Below are 19550 nucleotides of genomic sequence, written 5' to 3' on the forward strand. Positions count from 1 at the left end.
TCAGGGCTTATGGCGTTAACATATAAGTGTTTGTTCAAAAACACAGGTTCTTATTGACGACGTTGAAGGCTGTATCGTCCCGCATCCGTTTTTTGCTGTTACTCCCCCTTATTTCGGCTGGAGCCGTTCACGGTGCGCCGAAATCCTTCGTGCAGCAGGCGCAAAACCCATTTGATAACAACGGCGATAGTCTGCCGGATCTGGGTATGGCGCAACCGACGAGCGAGGGCGAAAAGCATCTGGCTGAAATGGCAAAAGCCTTCGGTGAAGCCAGTATGACCGATAACGGCCTGACCGCCGGGCAGCAGGCGCGAGAGTTCGCGTTTGGCAAGGTGCGGGATGCCGTGAGCGGGGAAGTTAACGAGCAGATTGAATCCTGGCTTTCGCCCTGGGGGAATGCCAGCGTCAACGTGCTGGTGGATGACGAAGGGAACTTCAACGGCAGCAGCGGCAGCTGGTTTATCCCCTGGAACGATAACAACCGTTATCTGAGCTGGAGCCAGCTGGGCCTGACGCAGCAGACGGATGGGCTGGTGAGCAACGTGGGGATTGGTCAGCGCTGGGTGGCCGGAAAGTGGCTGCTTGGCTACAACACCTTTTACGACAACCTGCTTGAAGACAACCTGCAACGCGCCGGATTGGGCGCAGAGGCGTGGGGAGAAAACCTGCGCCTGTCGGCCAATTACTACCAGCCGTTTGCCGGCTGGCAGCCGGGTTCCGACATTCGGGAGCAGCGCATGGCGCGCGGGTACGACGTAACGGCGAAAGCTTGGCTACCCTGGTTTCATCATCTGAACACCAGCGTCAGCTTTGAACAGTATTTCGGCGATAACGTCGATCTGTTTAACAGCGGTACGGGGTATCACAACCCGGTCGCGGTCAACCTGGGGCTGAACTATACCCCCGTTCCACTGGTCACCCTGACGGCTGCCCATAAGCAGGGGGAGAGCGGGGTTAGCCAGAATAACCTCGGGCTAAAGCTCAACTATCGTTTTGGCGTGCCGCTGGCGAAACAGCTTTCCGCCGGGGAAGTGGCGGCGACGCGCTCGCTGCGGGGAAGCCGCTATGATTCACCTGAGCGCGATAATCTGCCCGTCATGGAGTTTCGTCAGCGAAAAACCCTCTCGGTCTACCTGGCTACGCCGCCGTGGGATCTTAAGCCGGGCGAAACCATCATGCTGAAGCTGCAAATTCGCAGCACCCACGGTATCCGTCAGATCCACTGGCTGGGTGATACCCAGGCGCTCAGCCTGACCTCACCGGCAAACAGCAACAGCAGCGATGGCTGGAGCGTGATTATGCCCGCCTGGAACGACGCGGAAGGGGCGAAAAACGAATGGCGGCTTGTGGCCGTGGTGGAAGATAAGGATGGGCAGCGTGTCTCCTCCAATGAGATCACGCTTTCCGTGGTGCAACCGCTCGTCGCAATGCCTGACGACGATCCACGGTGGAAGTTGCTGCCGGACGACTAAGTTAAAAAATGCGTTCCTGATGCACCCAGACGGCAGCTTCGACGCGGGATTTTAGCTTCATTTTCTTCAGCATGTGTTTGACATGCACCTTGACCGTACTTTCAGTGATGTCCAGACGGCGGGCGATCATTTTGTTAGGCAGACCCTGGGCAATCAGCTTCAGAATGTCGCGCTCGCGCGGGGTCAGCTGGCTGACGTCACGATCGGACGTAGCGCGGTTCGCACGCAGGCTGGCGGCCAGCACCGGCGTTAACGCTTCGCTCAGCACCATCTCGCCTGCGGCAGCCTGTTGCAGCGCCTTGAGCAGATCTTCCGGCTCCATATCCTTCAGCAGATAGCCGTCTGCTCCCCGCTTGAGGGCGGTGACCACGTCTTCCTCGTGGTTGGAGACGCTGAAGACCACCACCCGGCCAGAAAGGGATTTCTCCCGCAGCTTGTCGAGGGTTTCCAGGCCATTCATGCCCGGCATGTTGAGATCGAGCAAGATCAAATCAGGATCGAGCGATTCGGCAAGTTCAATCCCCTGTTCACCATTGCTGGCTTCACCGACGACGGTGATATCCGGCGCCATACTGACAAGCTGTTTAACGCCAGTGCGCAGCATCGGATGATCGTCAATCAACAGGATCGATGCCGGTTCCTGATTAGTCATGGTTTTCTCCTTGAGCAGTTATAAGGGACTTTTCGGGTATAAAGGTGACCACGACTTCGGTGCCACCTGACTCTCCCCGGCGAACCTGGCAATCACCGCGCAGGCTTTGCGCGCGGTCTCGCATGATAATTAAACCATAATGGTTCGTTCGTTCGGCATTTTCCGGCACGCCGCGACCGTTATCCTGAACCCTGAGCTTCACCTGATTATCCTGGCAACTGACGGTGACCGTAACGGCCGTTGCCTCGGCATGCTTGAGCACGTTGCTCAGGGCTTCACGGGCAATTTGCAGCACATGGATCGCCTGGTGAGAAGGGACAAAACGCGGCGGCAGCTGGTAATCCAGCTTCACCGGGAAGCCCAGCCGGGCGCTAAATTCCTGGCAGCTGGATTCCAGCGCCGGGCGCAGCCCCGGCTCGGTGAGCTGCAAACGGAAGGTGGTCAGCAGCTCGCGAAGCTGAACCCATGAAGTGTTAAGCTCGTTGCGGATCTGGCTGAGCAGCTGTTTGTTGCTTTCGGGCATGCCTTCGTCCTGCATTTGCAGGCAGCTCACCTGCATCTTCATGCAGGAGAGGGACTGGGCGATGGAGTCGTGCAACTCGCGGGCGATGGTGGCGCGCTCCTCCATAACAATCAGCTGCTGCTGTTTCTCCTGGTGGCGATCGAGCGCGAGGGTGGCCGTGAGCTGCTCAACCAGGGTATCCACAAGCTGCTGCTGGTCGTGGCTGAGGTGACGCCCGGCTGGCAGGGTTGCCAGCAGAATACCGTACTGGGTATGGCTGTCCATCAGCCGCCACTTGAGGGTCGTGCCGCTGGTGGTCAGCGGAGGCAAGCCGCGCGGGCACAGATGACACCCTTTATCGTCGCAGGAGATGTCCGACTGACAGGTAAATTCCTGGTGGTTTTCTTCGTCTTCAACGTCGTAAACCCGTAGCTCAAGATCGCGGAGCAGGGTCAGGTTTTGCAGGCCGTTCAGTACCGGCGAGAGACGCTCGCAAAGCGGCACCTGCATATGCAGGCGACGGTTCGCCTGCCACAGGAAAGAGAGGATCTCGTTTTTCTGCTCAAGCCCGGCGGTTTTCTCCTGGACGCGTTTTTCCAGTACCGCATAGCTTTCCGAGAGTTCAGCCGACATGGTATTGAGCGCCTCGCCGAGCATCGCCATTTCGTTGCGCCCGCTGATGTGCGTGCGTTGGGTGAAATCGCGTTGAGTGACGGCGCGGGCCATCGCCAGAAGCTGTTTCCAGGGGTTCAGCAGCCGCGCGCGCAGCCAGATAACCGTGAAAATCAGCAGCAAACCCATAAACAGCGCCATCGCACGATGAACCATCACCACACGGTCAATGCGTAACTCTGTCGTGCGATCGAAAGAGCTGACAAGATGGTCGATGCGTGACACAAACCCGGCGACATCCTGCGCGACCGTTTCCCGATTTTCCGCCCGCTTTAGCCCGGGCGCCAGCTGGGTGTGCCAGTAGCCCTGAAGCGCCTTAAGCTGAGATTGTTGGCCGTCACGAATAGCGGCTCTTTCCAGTTCAGGGCTGAATGCGGTACGCTCCATTTCGTCGATAAGCGGCTGGTCAGCCTGCGTCAGGGGAACCGACGCCAGCAGCCGGTAACTCTGCATGCGTAGCGAGCCTGCCTCGTTGATGGCATGCGCATTACCCTGTACGCCCTGTACCAGCCAGCCAGAAATAGCCATGCCGGTCACACCGATAGCGGTGGACAGCAGAACGATAAGCGCCAGCTGGTTAACCAGCGTTAGCGGAGATAAACATCTTTTTAACATAGAGTTGACGGGCTCCTGACGTGACCTGCTTGCAGGAATGGCGCTATTCTGGTGCATACCCCGGAGTATACCCATACCAATAAAGGATTACCTCTAAATTGCCGGAGGGGTAATGGTTAGTGGGTGGACGAAGCAGGGATGCGTCAGCACCGTGAAAAACCACACCTTTTTTACGTTTTGCATCTACTCACTAAGAGTGATGGCTTTTTTTTCACCGCGAAACCTCCCACTTTTCCTTTGATTTATATCAACTTACCGCCGCTCTAAAGCCCTAATGTTTGCAGCATCATTCGAGAATCAGAGGTGTCTATGAGTCACTCTTCCGCTCCCGAAAGGGAAACTGGTGCCGTAATTACAGACTGGCGTCCAGAGGATCCGGCGTTCTGGCAACAGCGCGGCCACCGTGTAGCAAGTCGTAATCTGTGGATTTCCGTTCCATGTCTGTTACTGGCGTTTTGCGTCTGGATGTTGTTCAGTGCGGTTGCGGTTAACCTGCCTAAAGTGGGCTTTACCTTTACCACCGATCAGCTGTTTATGCTGACCGCGTTGCCGTCGCTTTCAGGTGCGCTGCTGCGCGTGCCTTACGCATTTATGGTGCCTGTCTTCGGCGGTCGTCGCTGGACGGCTTTCAGTACCGGGATCATGATCGTCCCGTGCGTGTGGCTCGGTTTTGCGGTGCAGGATACCTCCACGCCGTTTAGCGTGTTCGTGATTATCTCTCTGCTGTGCGGTTTTGCGGGTGCGAACTTTGCGTCCAGCATGGCGAACATCAGCTTCTTCTTCCCGAAAGCGAAGCAGGGCGGTGCGCTGGGCATTAACGGCGGTCTGGGTAACATGGGCGTTAGCGTGATGCAGCTGCTTGCGCCGCTGGCGATCTCCGTCTCCATCTTTGCCGCCTTTGGTGGCGGTGGCGTGACGCAGCCTGACGGTTCAATGCTGTTCCTGCAAAACGCAGCCTGGATCTGGGTGCCGTTCCTGGTGGTCTTTACGCTGGCGGCGTGGTTCTTCATGAACGATCTGTCCGCGTCCAAAGCTTCCCTGAGCGAGCAGCTGCCGGTGCTGAAACGCGGCCACCTGTGGGTGATGGCGCTGCTGTATCTGGCAACCTTTGGCTCGTTCATCGGTTTCTCTGCGGGCTTTGCCATGCTGTCGAAAACCCAGTTCCCGGACGTGCAGATCCTTCAGTTTGCCTTCTTCGGTCCGTTTATTGGCGCGCTGGCACGTTCGCTGGGCGGGATGATCTCCGACCGTCTGGGTGGGACCCGCGTTACGCTGGTGAACTTTGTTGTGATGGCTATCTTCTGTGCGCTGCTGTTCCTGACGCTGCCTGTTGATGGTCAGGGCGGTAACTTCTTTGCCTTCTTCGGCGTCTTCATGGTGCTGTTCCTGACGGCCGGGCTGGGCAGTGCGTCTACCTTCCAGATGATCTCTGTCATCTTCCGCAAGCTGACCATGGACCGCGTGAAAGCGCAGGGTGGGAGCGACGAGCAGGCGATGCGTGAAGCCGCCACCGATACCGCTGCGGCACTTGGGTTTATCTCTGCAATTGGCGCGATTGGTGGCTTCTTTATTCCAAAAGCGTTTGGTATCTCACTGGATCTGACCGGCTCTCCGGCGGGTGCGATGAAAGTCTTCCTCGTCTTCTATATCGCCTGCGTGGCCATCACGTGGCTGGTATACGGCCGTAATACCAAGAAAAACAAGTAAGCTTGATTATCCGTTTGCGCGGCCTCAGTGCCGCGCTTTTTTTTATACTTAATTAGTTACAACATACTAAAAAGTCTATTCACCTTCACTCTCAGGTAACACTGTGATCGCCATCGCTTTACAGGTGTTTCTACCCCTTAATACCTAAGATGTTAAATTTTGCTTCGTCTTTTGTACGATAAATAAAAAACATCCATATAAATCAAGAATATAAAAAATAATTACAGCTACCGCTTTGGTGGTATTTGATCTAATACCCCCCGTGACAGACCCCCTTCGCCTTGATCGTTATCAATTCTCACCATCTTTCATAGCGTTACCTTCGCTGCAAATCAGCAATGTCGATTTAGAGAGCCACAGGCTCCACACAGGAGATACCCGATGAGCAAATTTTTGGACCGGTTTCGCTACTTCAAACAGAAGGGTGAAACTTTTGCCGATGGGCACGGCCAGGTTCTGGATACCAACCGGGACTGGGAAGACGGTTACCGTCAACGCTGGCAGCATGACAAAGTTGTCCGTTCTACCCACGGCGTAAACTGCACTGGCTCATGTAGCTGGAAGATTTTCGTAAAAAACGGTCTGGTGACCTGGGAAATGCAGCAGACCGACTATCCGCGTACCCGTCCGGATATGCCGAACCATGAACCGCGCGGCTGCCCGCGTGGGGCCAGCTACTCCTGGTATCTCTACAGCGCCAACCGTCTGAAATATCCGCTGATGCGTAAACGCCTGATGAAAATGTGGCGTGAAGCGAAAGTGCAGCACAGCGATCCGGTTGATGCGTGGGCCTCTATCATTGAAGATGCCGACAAAGCGAAAAGCTTCAAGCAGGCGCGCGGCCGCGGTGGTTTCGTTCGCTCTTCCTGGAAGGAGGTGAACGAGCTGATTGCCGCCTCTAACGTCTATACCGTGAAAACCTACGGTCCTGACCGCGTGGCGGGCTTCTCGCCAATCCCGGCGATGTCGATGGTCTCTTACGCTTCCGGCGCGCGCTACCTGTCGCTTATCGGCGGGACCTGCCTGAGCTTCTACGACTGGTACTGTGACCTGCCACCTGCGTCACCGCAGACCTGGGGTGAGCAGACCGACGTGCCGGAATCCGCCGACTGGTACAACTCCAGCTACATCATCGCCTGGGGCTCTAACGTGCCGCAGACCCGTACCCCGGATGCGCACTTCTTCACCGAAGTACGTTACAAAGGGACGAAAACCGTCGCGGTAACGCCGGACTACGCGGAAATCGCCAAGCTGTGCGACCTGTGGCTGGCACCGAAACAGGGTACCGATGCCGCAATGGCGCTGGCGATGGGCCACGTCATGCTGCGTGAGTTCCACCTCGACAAGCCAAGCCAGTACTTCACCGATTACGTCCGTCGCTACACCGACATGCCTATGCTGGTGATGCTCGAAGAGCGCGACGGCTACTACGCGGCGGGCCGTATGCTGCGTGCTGCGGATCTGGTGGACGCGCTGGGGCAGGAAAACAACCCAGAGTGGAAAACGGTCGCCTGCAACAGCAACGGCGAGCTGGTGGCACCTAACGGTTCTATCGGCTTCCGCTGGGGCGAGAAAGGCAAATGGAACCTGGAGCAGCGTAACGGCACCACCGGCGAAGAGACGGAACTGCGCCTCAGCATGCTGGGCAGCCAGGACGAGATCGCCGATGTCGGCTTCCCGTACTTTGGCGGTGAAGGTTCCGAGCACTTCAACAAGGTTGAACTGCAAAACGTCCTGATGCACAAACTGCCGGTTAAGCGCCTGCAACTGGCGGACGGCTCTACCGCGCTGGTCACGACGGTCTACGACCTGACCATGGCGAACTACGGCCTGGAGCGCGGTCTGAACGACGAAAACTGCGCAACCAGCTACGACGACGTGAAGGCATATACCCCGGCCTGGGCGGAGCAGATCACCGGCGTGCCACGCGCGCAAATCACCCGTATCGCGCGTGAATTTGCGGAAAACGCCGACAAAACTCACGGTCGTTCGATGATCATCGTGGGTGCCGGTCTGAACCACTGGTATCACCTCGATATGAACTATCGCGGCCTGATAAACATGCTGATCTTCTGCGGCTGCGTCGGTCAGAGCGGCGGCGGCTGGGCGCACTACGTGGGCCAGGAAAAACTGCGTCCGCAGACCGGCTGGCAGCCGCTGGCGTTTGCCCTTGACTGGCAGCGCCCGGCACGTCACATGAACAGCACCTCCTACTTCTATAACCACTCCAGCCAGTGGCGCTACGAGACGGTTACCGCGCAGGAACTGCTGTCGCCGATGGCGGATAAATCCCGCTACAGCGGCCACCTGATTGATTTCAACGTGCGCGCTGAACGCATGGGCTGGCTGCCGTCGGCGCCGCAGCTGGGCACTAACCCGCTGCGCATTGCACAAGAGGCGAAGAAAGCGGGCATGTCGCCGGTGGATTACACCGTGAAATCGCTCAAGGAAGGCTCAATTCGTTTCGCGGCAGAACAGCCTGAGAACGGCAAAAACCATCCGCGCAACCTGTTCATCTGGCGCTCCAACCTGCTGGGCTCGTCCGGTAAAGGCCACGAGTACATGCTGAAATACCTGCTGGGCACCGAGAACGGTATTCAGGGTAAAGACCTCGGCAAGCAGGGCGGCGTGAAGCCAGAAGAAGTGGAATGGAAAGACAACGGTCTGGACGGCAAGCTGGATCTGGTGGTGACGCTGGACTTCCGTCTGTCCAGCACCTGCCTGTACTCCGATATCGTGCTGCCAACCGCCACCTGGTACGAAAAAGACGACATGAATACCTCGGACATGCATCCGTTTATTCATCCGCTGTCTGCCGCCGTTGACCCGGCGTGGGAATCGAAAAGCGACTGGGATATCTACAAAGACATCGCGAAGAAATTCTCCGAAGTCTGCGTAGGTCACCTGGGCAAAGAGACCGACGTGGTGACGCTGCCAATCCAGCACGACTCCGCTGCCGAACTGGCGCAGCCGCTTGACGTGAAGGACTGGAAAAAAGGCGAGTGCGACCTGATCCCGGGCGTGACCGCGCCGCACATCATTCCGGTTGAACGTGATTACCCGGCAACCTACGAGCGCTTTACCTCTATCGGACCGCTGATGGAGAAAATCGGTAACGGCGGCAAAGGCATCGCCTGGAACACCCAGAGCGAAATGGACCTGCTGCGTAAGCTCAATTACACCAAAGCAGACGGCCCGGCCAAAGGCCAGCCAATGCTGAACACGGCAATTGATGCGGCGGAGATGATCCTGACCCTGGCACCGGAAACCAACGGCCACGTGGCGGTGAAAGCGTGGGCGGCCCTGAGTGAATTTACCGGTCGTGACCACACGCATCTGGCGAAGAATAAAGAGGAAGAGAAAATTCGCTTCCGCGATATTCAGGCCCAGCCGCGAAAAATTATCTCCAGCCCGACCTGGTCTGGTCTGGAAGATGAGCATGTGTCCTATAACGCTGGCTATACCAACGTTCACGAGCTGATCCCCTGGCGCACGCTTTCTGGTCGTCAGTCTCTGTATCAGGACCACCAGTGGATGCGCGACTTCGGTGAAAGCCTGCTGGTGTACCGTCCGCCAATCGACACCCGCTCTGTGAAAGCGGTAATGGGCGCGAAATCGAACGGTAACCCTGAGAAGGCGCTGAACTTCCTGACGCCGCACCAGAAGTGGGGTATCCACTCCACCTACAGCGACAACCTGCTGATGCTGACGCTGTCGCGCGGCGGTCCGATTGTCTGGATGAGCGAAGCGGACGCCAAAGATCTGGGTATCGAAGATAACGACTGGATCGAAGTGTTCAACAGTAACGGTGCCCTGACGGCACGAGCCGTGGTAAGCCAGCGCGTGCCGGCCGGGATGACCATGATGTATCACGCGCAGGAACGTATCGTTAACCTGCCGGGTTCAGAGATCACCGAGCAGCGCGGCGGTATTCACAACTCCGTGACCCGTATTACGCCGAAGCCGACCCATATGATCGGTGGCTATGCGCAGCTGGCCTACGGCTTTAACTACTACGGCACCGTAGGATCGAACCGCGATGAGTTCGTGGTGGTACGTAAGATGAAGAATATTAACTGGTTAGACGGCGAAGGTAATGACCAGGTACAGGAGAGCGTAAAATGAAAATTCGTTCACAAGTCGGCATGGTGCTGAATCTGGATAAATGCATCGGCTGTCATACCTGCTCGGTCACCTGTAAAAACGTCTGGACCAGCCGTGAAGGTATGGAGTACGCCTGGTTTAACAACGTGGAAAGCAAGCCGGGCACCGGCTTCCCGACCGACTGGGAAAACCAGGAGAAGTGGAAGGGCGGCTGGATCCGTAAAATCAACGGCAAACTGCAACCGCGCATGGGTAACCGTGCGATGCTGCTCGGTAAAATCTTTGCTAACCCGCATCTGCCGGGCATCGACGATTACTACGAGCCGTTTGATTACGACTATCAGAACCTGCACAACGCGCCGGAAAGCAAACACCAGCCGATCGCCCGTCCTCGCTCGCTGATCACCGGTAAGCGCATGGACAAAATTACCAGCGGTCCAAACTGGGAAGAAATTCTGGGCGGCGAGTTCGAAAAACGCGCGAAGGACCAGAACTTCGAGAACATGCAGAAGGCGATGTACGGCCAGTTCGAAAACACCTTCATGATGTATCTGCCGCGCCTGTGCGAACACTGCCTGAACCCGGCGTGCGTCGCGACCTGCCCGAGCGGCGCCATCTACAAGCGTGAAGAAGACGGCATCGTGCTGATCGACCAGGACAAGTGCCGCGGCTGGCGCATGTGCATCACCGGCTGCCCGTACAAAAAAATCTACTTCAACTGGAAGAGCGGTAAGTCAGAGAAGTGCATCTTCTGCTATCCGCGTATCGAAGCCGGTATGCCGACCGTCTGCTCCGAGAGCTGCGTAGGTCGTATTCGTTACCTCGGCGTGCTGCTGTACGACGCGGACGCGATTGAAAATGCCGCAAGCACCGAGAACGAAAAAGACCTCTATCAGCGTCAGCTGGACGTCTTCCTCGATCCGAACGATCCGAAGGTGATTGAGCAGGCGCTGAAAGACGGCGTACCGCAGAGCGTGATCGACGCCGCGCAGCAGTCTCCGGTGTACAAAATGGCGATGGACTGGAAGCTGGCCCTGCCGCTGCACCCGGAATACCGCACGCTGCCGATGGTCTGGTACGTGCCGCCTCTGTCGCCAATTCAGTCTGCGGCGGACGCGGGTGAGCTGGGCAGCAACGGTATTCTGCCGGACGTGGAAAGCCTGCGTATCCCGGTTCAGTACCTGGCCAACCTGCTGACCGCCGGAGATACCCAGCCGGTGCTGCTGGCGCTGAAACGTATGCTGGCAATGCGTCACTTCAAACGTGCGGAAACCGTTGACGGCGTTAACGATACCCGCGCGCTGGAAGAGGTCGGCCTGACCGAAGCGCAGGCGCAGGAGATGTACCGCTATCTGGCAATCGCTAACTACGAAGATCGTTTCGTGGTGCCAAGCAGCCACCGCGAGCTGGCTCGCGAGGCCTTCCCGGAGAAAAGCGGGTGTGGCTTTACCTTTGGCGACGGTTGCCACGGGTCAGACAGTAAATTCAACCTGTTCAACAGCCGCCGCATTGACGCGATGGATGTGACCAGCAAAACGGAGCCGCACCAATGATTGAACTCGTCATTGTTTCGCGTCTGCTCGAGTACCCTGATGCTGCGCTTGCGCAGCATCAACAGGAACTCTTTGATGCACTCGCGTCATCTGAAAACCTGGATAAAGAGGATGCCCAGAAGCTGGGCGTTTTCCTCCGCGACCTGCTGGCGCGCGATCTTCTCGACGCGCAGGCGGACTACAGCCAGCTGTTTGACCGTGGTCGTGCGACGTCTCTGCTGCTGTTTGAACACGTTCATGGTGAATCCCGCGACCGTGGTCAGGCGATGGTGGATCTGATGGCCCAGTACGAACAGCACGGCCTGCAACTCGACAGCCGCGAGCTGCCGGATCACCTGCCGCTGTACCTGGAGTATCTGGCGCAGCTGCCGAAAGAAGAGGCCCTGGGGGGGTTGCAGGACATCGCTCCCATCCTGGCGCTGCTCGGCGCGCGTCTACAGCAGCGTGAGAGCCGCTATGCCGTACTGTTCGATCTGCTGGTAAAGCTGGCGAACGCCTCGGTCGACAGTGAAAAAGTGGCGGAAAAAATCGCGGATGAAGCTCGCGACGATACCCCACAAGCGCTGGACGCCGTCTGGGAAGAAGAGCAGGTGAAATTCTTTGCTGACCAGAACTGTGGCGAGTCTGAAATCTCTGCGCATCAGCGTCGTTTTGCCGGAGCGGTGGCTCCGCAATATTTGAATATCTCTAACGGAGGACAGCACTAATGCACTTCCTGAATATGTTCTTCTTTGACATTTACCCGTATATCGCGGGCACCGTGTTCCTGGTGGGAAGCTGGCTGCGTTATGACTATGGCCAGTACACCTGGCGTGCTGCCTCCAGCCAGATGCTGGATCGTAAGGGGATGAACCTGGCGTCAAACCTGTTCCACATCGGGATTTTGGGGATTTTCGCCGGTCACTTCCTGGGGATGCTGACGCCGCACTGGATGTACGAAGCGTGGCTGCCGATTGAAGTGAAGCAGAAGATGGCGATGATCGCCGGGGGGGCCTGCGGCGTGATGACCCTGGTGGGTGGTCTGCTGCTGCTGAAACGTCGTCTGTTCAGCCCACGCGTGCGGGCTACCACCACAGGCGCGGACATCCTGATCCTCTCCCTGCTGATGGTGCAATGCGCGCTGGGTCTGCTGACTATTCCATTCTCTGCGCAGCATATGGATGGCAGTGAAATGATGAAGCTGGTGGGTTGGGCGCAGTCCGTCGTGACCTTCCACGGCGGTGCATCTGAGCATCTGGACGGCGTGGCGTTTATCTTCCGCGTTCACCTGGTGCTGGGTATGACCCTGTTTGTGCTGTTCCCGTTCTCCCGTCTGGTGCATATCTGGAGTGCGCCGGTAGAGTACCTGACGCGCAAATATCAGGTAGTGCGTGCGCGTCGCTGATTCGTTGTTTTGAAAGAACCCCGCTTTTGCGGGGTTTTTTTTGGCCTGGTGCCTGGGTTTAGCGCGGATGTCGCGGTCGGATGCCGGGTGGCGGCTGCGCCTTACCCGGCCTACGAATATAGTTGTAGCCCCGGTAAGCGAAGCGCTACCGGGGAAAACAGGCAGGGACGGATTACTCCCGGCATCGGAAAACATGGCGCATTGTGCTTTTGGAGAGTGCTGAAGGATCTGGAAAGTGATGGTGGTGGGGGAAGGATTCGAACCTTCGAAGTCGATGACGGCAGATTTACAGTCTGCTCCCTTTGGCCGCTCGGGAACCCCACCACGGGGTAATGCTTTTTACTGGCCTGCTTCCTGTTGGAAGCGGGGCGCATCATATCAAATGAGACGCCCCTGTAAAGCATTCCTTTAGGTAAATGACGCTGTTTGCCTGCTTTTTATCCGTAAAGGCGTAAAGCTAATCAATTCATTTTACAAAGGATTAAAGAATAATCGTTCTGTTGCCGTACACGAAGACGCGCTGGGCAAGAACCTGATACAGCGCACGGCTCAACACGTTCTTCTCAACGTCACGGCCCGCTCGCATCATATCTTCTGCCGTGTAGGTGTGATCCACGTGAATCACGTCCTGCATGATGATTGGACCTTCGTCCAGATTATCATTCACGTAGTGGGCGGTCGCACCAATGATCTTCACCCCACGCTCGTAAGCCTGGTGATATGGCCGCGCGCCAATGAAGGCTGGCAGGAACGAATGGTGAATGTTGATGATTTTGTTCGGGAAGCGTGCCACGAAGGACGGCGTCAGGACGCGCATGTATTTTGCCAGCACAACGTAGTCCGGGTTATGCGCCTCGATGGCCTGCGCCATGAGGTTGTCGTGTTCTTCACGGGTATGGCCTTCATGGCTGACCAGCTCGAACGGAATGTCGAAGCGCTCAACCAGAGTACGCAGCGTTTCATGGTTGCCGATGACGGCAGCAATTTCGACGTCCAGGCCACCGTAGTTGGCTTTCATCAGCAGATCGCCCAGGCAGTGCGCCTCTTTGGTGACCAGAATCACGATGCGGCGACGACCCGCCGGGTTCAGTTCGCGCACCGAGCCTTCCGGCAGGGCGCTGTCCAGATCGGCAAGCAGGGTGGTGTCGTTGAAAATGCCTTCCAGCTCGGTACGCATAAAGAAGCGACCGGTACGGTGGTCAACGAACTCGTTGTTCTGCACGATATTCAGTTCATGTTTGTAGCAAATGTTGGTGATTCGTGCGATCAGCCCTTTTTGATCGGGACAGATGGTGCGCAGAACTTTACGTTGTAGTGATTGCATCGCCGGGAAATCCTGTTTATGTATTTGCGAAGTCTGAGTTGTCAGGCATTACTGCCGCAACACTTTTTAAATTTTTTTCCTGAACCACAGGGGCAGGGATCGTTACGACCGAACTGCGGACGTGTGCCGTCAATATAATACCATTGCCCGCTGTCCTTTAAGAACCGGGAGCGTTCAATGATGGCGCCATGTCTGTTTTGTTCACTAAAGCGGGCGACAAAACTGACAAAGCCTTCGTTGGCATCGCGGCCGGGAGCGGCATCAAAGACGGTGAGGCCCAGCCAGACGGTGTTGGCAAATCCGGCTTCAATCTCTTGACGAAAATCGGCCGCATGGCAGGACGGATGCCAGGTTTTAATCAGGTAGTCTGCGTTTTTGATCACAAAAGCAGTATACCGTGAGCGCATAAGGTGTGACGGGTCTGGTGCAACCTGCTCGCCAGAAAGATATCGCTGGCAACATAGGCTATACTCCAGAGCGCTACCACAGGGGCAGAGTTGAGACACAATTCTTTTCCTGGAACAAAAAATAAGGCGTTAAACGCTTAAGGTAGCAATATGTTAACTGAGCAGTTACGTTGACGCTATGTCGGGAATCCAGGGGAAGTAAAACAGGGCTAATGAGAAAGGTAAAAATTGGACTGGCGTTGGGCTCAGGTGCCGCCCGGGGCTGGTCACATATTGGCGTTATTAATGCTTTAAAGCAGATGGGAATTGACGTTGATATTGTTGCAGGGTGTTCGATAGGGTCGCTGGTCGGATCCGCGTACGCCTGCGGTAAGCTTCCGGAGCTTGAAAGCTGGGTGCGCTCCTTCAGTTACTGGGATGTGCTGCGCCTGATGGATCTCTCCTGGCAACGTGGTGGCCTGCTGCGCGGCGAACGCGTGTTCAATCAGTTTCGTAAGATAATGCCTCTCGCTGACTTCAGTCACTGCCAAATGCCTTTTGGTGCCGTTGCAACCAACCTCAGTACGGGCAGGGAGTTATGGCTCACCGAAGGGGATATCCATCTCGCCGTACGTGCCTCCTGTAGTATACCTGGGTTAATGGCGCCTGTGCCTCATAACGGCTACTGGCTCGTTGACGGTGGCGTAGTGAATCCTGTCCCTATCTCACTGACGCGGGCCTTGGGCGCGGATATCGTCATCGCCGTGGATTTACAACACGACGCTCACCTTATGCAGCAGGATTTGATGTCTGTTAATCTTCACAGCAATGATGCCGAAGAAGAGAAACTTGCCTGGCATGCGCGTTTACGCGGCAGAATAGGGCGCCTGACTGCGCGTCGTGCGGTGACCGCACCGAACGCCGTTGAAATCATGACGACTTCGATACAAATTCTCGAGAATCGCCTGAAGCGAAACCGTATGGCGGGCGATCCTCCGGATATTCTTATTCAACCCTATTGTCCGCAAATCTCTACACTTGATTTCCACCGGGCTGAGGCCGCCATAGCAGCGGGCTCGTTAGCCGTCGAAAAGAAAATAGATGAACTGTTGCCTTTTGTGCGTACAGCACGTTAAGCACTTTTTTGATTACTTCAGCAAAATCTGACAGGCGATAGTACTAATAGCATGCCACTATTGAGTAACTGTCAGCCAGGGGAGGAACCATGACACAGCCATTGGCCGGAAAACACATTTTGATAGTTGAAGACGAGCCCGTTTTCCGATCGCTACTGGATTCGTGGTTATCCTCGCTGGGTGCAACCACGTCCCTTGCCGAAGATGGCGTCGAGGCGCTGGAAAAGATGGCCAGCATTGCGCCTGACCTGATGATCTGCGATCTCGAGATGCCGCGGATGAACGGCTTAATGCTGGTGGAAAAGCTGCGTAATGAAGGTTACCAGACACCGATACTCGTGATTTCGGCCACCGAAAATATGGCCGACATTGCCAGGGCATTGCGTTTGGGGGTGCAGGATATCCTGCTCAAACCGGTCAAAGATTTAAACCGACTGCGTGAAACGGTATTGGCCTGCCTGTATCCCAATATGTTTAATTCCCGCGTTGAAGAAGAGGAGCGTCTTTTTCAGGACTGGGATGCCTTAGTCAGTAATCCGCTCGCGGCGGCAAAGCTGCTTCAGGAACTCCAGCCGCCGGTGCAGCAAAATATTTCTCATTGCAGAGTAAATTATCGCCAGCTGGTAGCGGCTGACCAGCCTGGACTGGTGCTGGATATTGCGCCGTTATCGGATGCCGACCTCGCCTTTTATTGCCTGGATGTTACCCGAGCGGGAGATAACGGCGTTTTGGCGGCCTTATTACTGCGAGCGCTCTTTAATGGATTGCTACAGGAACAATTATCCCATCAGGGACAACGGCTTCCTGAGTTAGGCAGTTTGCTAAAACAGGTGAACCAACTTTTTCGCCAGGCCAATTTACCGGGGCAGTTCCCGCTTCTGGTTGGCTATTATCACAGCGGATTGAATAACCTTATTCTGGTGTCCGCGGGTTTAAATGCCACACTGAATACTGGAGAACACCATATTCAGGTGAGTAACGGCGTGCCGTTAGGCACGCTGGGTAATACTTACCTTAATCAAATTAGCCACCGCTGCACCTCATGGCAGTGCCAAATTTGGGGGGCAGGAGGGCGGTTACGCTTAATGTTGTCCACAGAGTAAGCAGTCAGATTTTATTTTTCAGATTGCTTTACCTGTGTTTTTGCTGGCGGTGCTACTATCGCGGCAAGTTTCATGCGTATTTGTCTTAATTGATCGGCAACGCGTTCTTTTCAGACCCGTATTAGTGGCTGAGACTGTATACTCAACGCGTTATTCAATGCATAAAAGTTCAAAACTTGAACAGTTCAGGAGAATTTCAATGGCTGCCCTAAATTCGAAAGTCAGAAAGGCCGTTATCCCGGTGGCGGGATTGGGTACCAGGATGTTGCCAGCAACGAAGGCAATCCCAAAAGAGATGCTGCCTCTGGTTGATAAGCCATTAATCCAGTATGTCGTGAATGAATGTATTGCAGCAGGCATCACCGAAATTGTGCTGGTTACGCATTCATCTAAAAACTCTATCGAAAACCATTTTGATACCAGTTTCGAACTTGAAGCGATGCTGGAAAAACGCGTTAAGCGCCAGCTGCTGGAGGAAGTGCAGTCTATTTGCCCTCCGCACGTTACCATTATGCAGGTTCGTCAGGGCCTGGCGAAAGGTCTGGGACACGCAGTACTGTGTGCACACCCGGTAGTGGGTGATGAGCCGGTCGCGGTTATTCTGCCGGACGTAATTCTTGATGAGTACGAGTCCGATCTTTCCCAGGAAAACCTGGCAGAGATGATTAAACGCTTTGATGAAACCGGCAGCAGCCAGATTATGGTTGAGCCAGTTGACGACGTGACCGCTTACGGTGTGGTTGACTGCAAAGGCGTTGCTCTGAAGCCTGGCGAAAGCGTACCGATGGTTGGCGTTGTTGAAAAACCTAAAGCTGACGTCGCGCCGTCTAACCTCGCTGTCGTGGGTCGTTACGTACTGAGCGCTGAAATCTGGGCGCTGCTGGCGAAAACGCCTCCAGGTGCGGGCGATGAGATCCAGCTGACGGATGCTATCGATATGCTGATCGAGAAAGAGACCGTAGAAGCCTACCATATGAAAGGTAAGAGCCATGACTGCGGGAATAAACTCGGTTATATGCAGGCCTTCGTAGAATATGGTATTCGCCATAACAGCCTGGGTGAAGAATTTAAAGCCTGGCTCAAAGGCAGCATGGGTATTAAGTAATTAACCCACAGGCTGCTGAACAAGACCGGTGTGGCGATGCCCACCGGTTTTTTTATGCCTGTCGCCTGGTAATTGTCGGCGGATTGTCAAGGACGTTAAATAGTGAATCTCGCAATATGACAGAATGTAAGGAGATGTTCGGGCGAATATTACGGGCATAAAAAATCCCGCACCAGGCGGGATTTATCAGAATCTTTCCAGATTAATCCTTGATCAGGAAGTCATCCAGTTGTTTACCTTGTTCGTCCATCGCTTTCTTGATTACAGCAGGAGTACGACCCTGGCCAGTCCAGGTTTTCTCTTCGCCGTTCTCATCGATGTAGCTATATTTAGCTGGACGTGCTGCACGTTTTGCTTTGGTGCCGGTTTTAGCCGCAGCCATGCTGTTCAGCAATTCGTTTGGATCGATACCATCGGCAATCAGCATTTCGCGGTACTGTTGCAGTTTACGTGTACGTTCTTCGATTTCAGCCGCAGCTGCGCTTTCTTCTTCACGACGTTCGTTAACGACAACTTCTAATTTTTCGAGCATTTCTTCAAGCGTCTCAAGGGTACATTCTCTTGCCTGCGCACGAAGAGTACGGATGTTGTTCAGAATTTTAAGTGCTTCGCTCATTGTAGTAATCTCAAACTTATAATGGGGGTGGGTTTGTTGTCCTAATAATAGAGCGTTAATTTCACTTGTGCAATAGGTGGGAATGTAAGGAATTCAAAAAATACAAAATAAACGACGCTATTATTAATTACGCTAACTTAAATTTCATTGTTTGCTCGGTCTGTGAGATATCGTTTCAAACGGCAAAAGCTTGTCATTTGCATGTTTGTTTTGTGACTTTTACCTCAGGAATTATAGTTGCGGTTGATAAATATCAGCCTTTTGTATTACCCCCGCTAAGCGTAGCGAAGGCCAGAATAGTTAATAAATAGTGAATTTTAATGAACGGAGAAGCCACTATAAAAAGAAGTGTTATCTCTGGTACCGGGCTCGCCTTATTGTCCGTGCTTAATGCCTTTACTACCTGTTTTAACGCATTATTTTGCGCTATCCACAAAGGGTTTATTGACGCGGAAGAGCCTTGCGCGCGCAGCCCACGGCTGATGACGGTACAAAATATGGTACAATGATTCATCGGGAATATTACACATTGATTAGGGTTCTTTGGCCAATGGCACAACTTTATTTCTACTATTCGGCAATGAATGCAGGGAAATCGACGGCGTTACTGCAATCCTCATACAATTATCAGGAGCGGGGGATGCGTACCGTTGTTTATACCGCCGAAATCGACGATCGCTTCGGGGCGGGGAAGGTAAGCTCAAGAATAGGCCTTTCGTCGCCTGCAAGGCTGTTTAACCCTGAAACGGACCTGCTGGAGGACATTCGTGCTGAGCACGCCTCAAAGCCTGTCCATTGCGTCCTGGTAGACGAAAGCCAGTTCCTGACCCGTGAGCAGGTCCATGCGCTTTCTGAGGTCGTGGATGAGCTGGATATTCCCGTTCTTTGCTATGGTTTACGCACCGATTTTCGCGGTGAGCTATTTGCCGGCAGCCAATATTTACTTGCCTGGTCGGATAAACTGGTGGAGCTAAAAACGATCTGCTTTTGTGGCCGTAAGGCGAGTATGGTTCTTCGCCTTGATCAGTCCGGTAAACCTTATGCTGATGGCGAGCAGGTGGTAATAGGGGGCAATGAACGCTATGTCTCAGTCTGCCGCAAGCATTATAAAGAGGCGCTGGTTGTAGGCTCGCTGACGGCGTTACAGGGCGACAGTCGAAAGTAACAGGAATTTTTTACTCTTTTTCAGATATAAAAAAACCCGCCATCGGCGGGTTTT

15 protein-coding genes and 1 tRNA gene are annotated in these 19550 nt (G+C 54.8%); 10 read left to right on the forward strand and 6 right to left on the reverse strand.

The features are described from left to right. The first annotated feature begins 53 nt into the window (after positions 1 to 53). Positions 54 to 1472, forward strand: coding sequence for a YchO/YchP family invasin (locus tag IM300_RS18255; RefSeq protein WP_193037709.1), 1419 nt, complete (start codon positions 54 to 56; stop codon positions 1470 to 1472). 1 nt (position 1473) lies between these two features. Here the strand turns inward: IM300_RS18255 and narL are convergent, their stop codons facing one another. Both narL and narX read right to left on the reverse strand, forming a co-directional pair. Further along, positions 1474 to 2124 (reverse strand): two-component system response regulator NarL, encoded by a 651-nt coding sequence (gene narL, locus IM300_RS18260; protein WP_003856701.1) that lies wholly within the window; start codon positions 2122 to 2124, stop codon positions 1474 to 1476. Next, positions 2117 to 3913 carry a nitrate/nitrite two-component system sensor histidine kinase NarX gene (narX, locus tag IM300_RS18265; protein ID WP_107535489.1) on the reverse strand — a complete coding sequence of 599 codons (1797 nt, stop codon included), beginning with the start codon at positions 3911 to 3913 and terminating at the stop codon, positions 2117 to 2119. The genes narL and narX overlap by 8 nt, the downstream gene beginning before the upstream one ends. Positions 3914 to 4222: 309 nt before the next feature. On the opposite strand from narX, the gene IM300_RS18270 reads away from it, so the two are divergent. The 5 genes from IM300_RS18270 (at position 4223) to narI (ending at position 12661) form a co-directional block, all read left to right on the forward strand. After that, on the forward strand, positions 4223 to 5620 hold the full coding sequence (locus IM300_RS18270; RefSeq protein ID WP_063452236.1) for a NarK family nitrate/nitrite MFS transporter: 1398 nt from the start codon (positions 4223 to 4225) through the stop codon (positions 5618 to 5620). Between the two features lie 381 nt (positions 5621 to 6001). Beyond that, entirely contained in the window at positions 6002 to 9745 is a 3744-nt protein-coding gene (locus IM300_RS18275; RefSeq protein ID WP_193037711.1) for a nitrate reductase subunit alpha, read from the forward strand. Beyond that, on the forward strand, positions 9742 to 11277 hold the full coding sequence (gene narH / locus IM300_RS18280) for a nitrate reductase subunit beta (RefSeq protein WP_063452238.1): 1536 nt from the start codon (positions 9742 to 9744) through the stop codon (positions 11275 to 11277). The genes IM300_RS18275 and narH overlap by 4 nt, the downstream gene beginning before the upstream one ends. Further along, the gene (narJ, locus tag IM300_RS18285; RefSeq protein WP_063866535.1) at positions 11274 to 11984 is read left to right on the forward strand and encodes a nitrate reductase molybdenum cofactor assembly chaperone; all 711 of its coding nucleotides are present in this window, start codon (positions 11274 to 11276) and stop codon (positions 11982 to 11984) included. Before narH ends, narJ begins: the two co-directional genes overlap by 4 nt. Further along, on the forward strand, positions 11984 to 12661 hold the full coding sequence (narI, locus tag IM300_RS18290; RefSeq protein ID WP_063452240.1) for a respiratory nitrate reductase subunit gamma: 678 nt from the start codon (positions 11984 to 11986) through the stop codon (positions 12659 to 12661). Before narJ ends, narI begins: the two co-directional genes overlap by 1 nt. Before the next feature lie 239 nt (positions 12662 to 12900). On the opposite strand, the gene IM300_RS18295 is transcribed toward narI, so the two are convergent. The 3 genes from IM300_RS18295 to IM300_RS18305 all read right to left on the reverse strand — a co-directional run bounded on the left by IM300_RS18295 (position 12901) and on the right by IM300_RS18305 (position 14491). Continuing rightward, positions 12901 to 12985: transfer RNA gene (locus tag IM300_RS18295), tRNA-Tyr, on the reverse strand. Between the two features lie 157 nt (positions 12986 to 13142). Continuing rightward, positions 13143 to 13985 (reverse strand): formyltetrahydrofolate deformylase, encoded by an 843-nt coding sequence (purU, locus tag IM300_RS18300; protein ID WP_063452241.1) that lies wholly within the window; start codon positions 13983 to 13985, stop codon positions 13143 to 13145. Between the two features lie 41 nt (positions 13986 to 14026). Further along, positions 14027 to 14491: a YchJ family protein gene (locus IM300_RS18305; protein ID WP_193037713.1), complete on the reverse strand. Its 465-nt coding sequence runs from the start codon at positions 14489 to 14491 to the stop codon at positions 14027 to 14029. A 113-nt stretch (positions 14492 to 14604) separates the two neighbouring features. Between IM300_RS18305 and rssA the strand changes: the two genes are divergently transcribed. From rssA to galU, 3 genes are all read left to right on the forward strand, one after another. Continuing rightward, entirely contained in the window at positions 14605 to 15507 is a 903-nt protein-coding gene (gene rssA / locus IM300_RS18310; protein WP_063866537.1) for a patatin-like phospholipase RssA, read from the forward strand. A gap of 89 nt (positions 15508 to 15596) precedes the next feature. Beyond that, positions 15597 to 16610, forward strand: coding sequence for a two-component system response regulator RssB (gene rssB, locus IM300_RS18315; RefSeq protein WP_063866538.1), 1014 nt, complete (start codon positions 15597 to 15599; stop codon positions 16608 to 16610). A 199-nt stretch (positions 16611 to 16809) separates the two neighbouring features. After that, positions 16810 to 17715 (forward strand): UTP--glucose-1-phosphate uridylyltransferase GalU, encoded by a 906-nt coding sequence (gene galU / locus IM300_RS18320; RefSeq protein ID WP_063452245.1) that lies wholly within the window; start codon positions 16810 to 16812, stop codon positions 17713 to 17715. Between the two features lie 202 nt (positions 17716 to 17917). Here the strand turns inward: galU and hns are convergent, their stop codons facing one another. Further along, entirely contained in the window at positions 17918 to 18331 is a 414-nt protein-coding gene (gene hns, locus IM300_RS18325; RefSeq protein WP_003856724.1) for a histone-like nucleoid-structuring protein H-NS, read from the reverse strand. A gap of 550 nt (positions 18332 to 18881) precedes the next feature. Here hns and tdk point away from each other — a divergent pair. After that, positions 18882 to 19496 (forward strand): thymidine kinase, encoded by a 615-nt coding sequence (tdk, locus tag IM300_RS18330; RefSeq protein WP_063452325.1) that lies wholly within the window; start codon positions 18882 to 18884, stop codon positions 19494 to 19496. Positions 19497 to 19550: the final 54 nt, after the last annotated feature.

Origin of the sequence: Enterobacter cloacae complex sp. I2, from assembly GCF_014896205.1 — a bacterium.
GTDB classification, from domain to species: domain Bacteria; phylum Pseudomonadota; class Gammaproteobacteria; order Enterobacterales; family Enterobacteriaceae; genus Enterobacter; species Enterobacter quasihormaechei.

Coding starts and splice junctions, on each gene's coding strand:
- rssA (WP_063866537.1), top strand. CDS start 14,605: ATGAGAAAGGTAAAAATTGGACTGGCGTTGGGCTCAGGTGCCGCCCGG.
- IM300_RS18270 (WP_063452236.1), top strand. CDS start 4,223: ATGAGTCACTCTTCCGCTCCCGAAAGGGAAACTGGTGCCGTAATTACA.
- galU (WP_063452245.1), top strand. CDS start 16,810: ATGGCTGCCCTAAATTCGAAAGTCAGAAAGGCCGTTATCCCGGTGGCG.
- narJ (WP_063866535.1), top strand. CDS start 11,274: ATGATTGAACTCGTCATTGTTTCGCGTCTGCTCGAGTACCCTGATGCT.
- tdk (WP_063452325.1), top strand. CDS start 18,882: ATGGCACAACTTTATTTCTACTATTCGGCAATGAATGCAGGGAAATCG.
- IM300_RS18275 (WP_193037711.1), top strand. CDS start 6,002: ATGAGCAAATTTTTGGACCGGTTTCGCTACTTCAAACAGAAGGGTGAA.
- rssB (WP_063866538.1), top strand. CDS start 15,597: ATGACACAGCCATTGGCCGGAAAACACATTTTGATAGTTGAAGACGAG.
- hns (WP_003856724.1), bottom strand. CDS start 18,331: ATGAGCGAAGCACTTAAAATTCTGAACAACATCCGTACTCTTCGTGCG.
- narH (WP_063452238.1), top strand. CDS start 9,742: ATGAAAATTCGTTCACAAGTCGGCATGGTGCTGAATCTGGATAAATGC.
- narX (WP_107535489.1), bottom strand. CDS start 3,913: ATGTTAAAAAGATGTTTATCTCCGCTAACGCTGGTTAACCAGCTGGCG.
- narL (WP_003856701.1), bottom strand. CDS start 2,124: ATGACTAATCAGGAACCGGCATCGATCCTGTTGATTGACGATCATCCG.
- purU (WP_063452241.1), bottom strand. CDS start 13,985: ATGCAATCACTACAACGTAAAGTTCTGCGCACCATCTGTCCCGATCAA.
- narI (WP_063452240.1), top strand. CDS start 11,984: ATGCACTTCCTGAATATGTTCTTCTTTGACATTTACCCGTATATCGCG.